This is a genomic window from Actinomycetota bacterium, assembly GCA_009923495.1.
In the GTDB taxonomy this organism is placed as follows: domain Bacteria; phylum Actinomycetota; class Actinomycetes; order S36-B12; family UBA5976; genus UBA5976.
This window is the reverse complement of sequence record RFTJ01000056.1, coordinates 1-1,200: the sequence shown is the minus strand read 5'-3', so window position 1 is coordinate 1,200 and position 1,200 is coordinate 1. Positions and strand designations below refer to the sequence as shown.

Annotated in this window: 3 protein-coding genes; all 3 read right to left on the bottom strand. The window is 47.7% G+C overall.

What is annotated here, in order from left to right; genetic code table 11:
• Positions 1 to 320, bottom strand: a 320-nt coding sequence (locus tag EBS36_07505; GenBank protein ID NBU32993.1) for a hypothetical protein, incomplete at its 3' end; no start/stop codon positions are given.
• Positions 317 to 883 carry a hypothetical protein gene (locus tag EBS36_07500; protein ID NBU32992.1) on the bottom strand — a complete coding sequence of 189 codons (567 nt, stop codon included), beginning with the start codon at positions 881 to 883 and terminating at the stop codon, positions 317 to 319. The genes EBS36_07500 and EBS36_07505, both read right to left, overlap by 4 nt.
• Positions 880 to 1,200: hypothetical protein (locus EBS36_07495; protein NBU32991.1), on the bottom strand; the 321-nt coding region annotated here is incomplete at its 5' end. The genes EBS36_07495 and EBS36_07500, both read right to left, overlap by 4 nt.

Here is a 1,200-nt window from a genome sequence, read left to right as displayed (position 1 = left end):
AAGTCAAGGACCAGTTTCTCGGTGATGTCGTTCAGGTCCTCGGTGCTTGACATTCCGTCGAAGAACTTGATGAACCGGGCTTGTTGCTCCACGGTCAGGTTGTCCCCTGCCTGCCATCCACCGCCCATAATGTAGTTCACCTTGCCGTTGACAATAGCGTTGTGCTTTGACGACCTGCGATAGTTGTCAAGCAGGTAGTAGGGGTATTCGTTGGCAAAGCCGTAGGTGATGTACTTGCCGGAGCGATTCTCCAGCATCACGGGGACCTTATGTTCTATCCCCAACCATTGGGTGAAGTGTTGAGTAGATTTATTACTCATAGCGTGTGAGCATTAAAACTGATGGATGAGATGGTAATCGTCCTAATACCATCAACTGAAGTTACATAGATTGAAAATTCATCATTGGTATTTGCTATCAAAAAGGTTTCCAAAACTACTTGATGGCCTTGGGTATGGCTCAAAGTAACTTGTACTTCAGATGAGCCGATTTGTACATCATTTTTGTAAATAGCCCAAAGGTAATCATCGCCATTTGCCCCCGAAAAAGTTAGATTTGCACTCACCCTAATTGCAGCGGATAGCGTCCCCGTGTAGGTGATTGATGGCCCCGCAATCGTTGCAACTCTCGAAAAGTTGTTGGTTGATAGAATGTTGTTGCCTGTTACAATCAGTAATTTGGTAGCAGTATTATTGGTCGTTACAAATGGCCTATCAGCAGCCGTAGCAACCGAAACATAGCCACGCTCGATGTCAAGCGTTGCGGTGTCTGCAAGGTCGTCGAATAGACCACCTACACGGGATGCGGTATTCGCCCCGGCAGCGGTTTCGTTGGTGATGGTTAATGCACTCGCTTGGAGTTGGCTTCGTGTTTGTACGCTCATGCGAAGGATTGGTCAAAGGTTGTATCGAATACCCTCACGCTGGATGCGAGGAAGGTGTTGTAAGTGATTGTATTGGCGTAGGTATTAAAGCCTATCGTTGCGGTTTGTAGAAAAGCCAAGCCCGTTTCAACCACCGCAAGGGCTGCTGAAACCGTGCTATTGGTATCGTAAACTTCATACTTATAGGAACCCGTTTCAAGCGACCCCACGGCAAGCGAAAATTGGTCATAGCGGTTGGTATAGTTGGAAAGGTTGGCGGATTTCAGCAGGGTGAAATCGGTCGTGGTGTTCTTGGCGATGCTCGTAAGGCGCAGGAT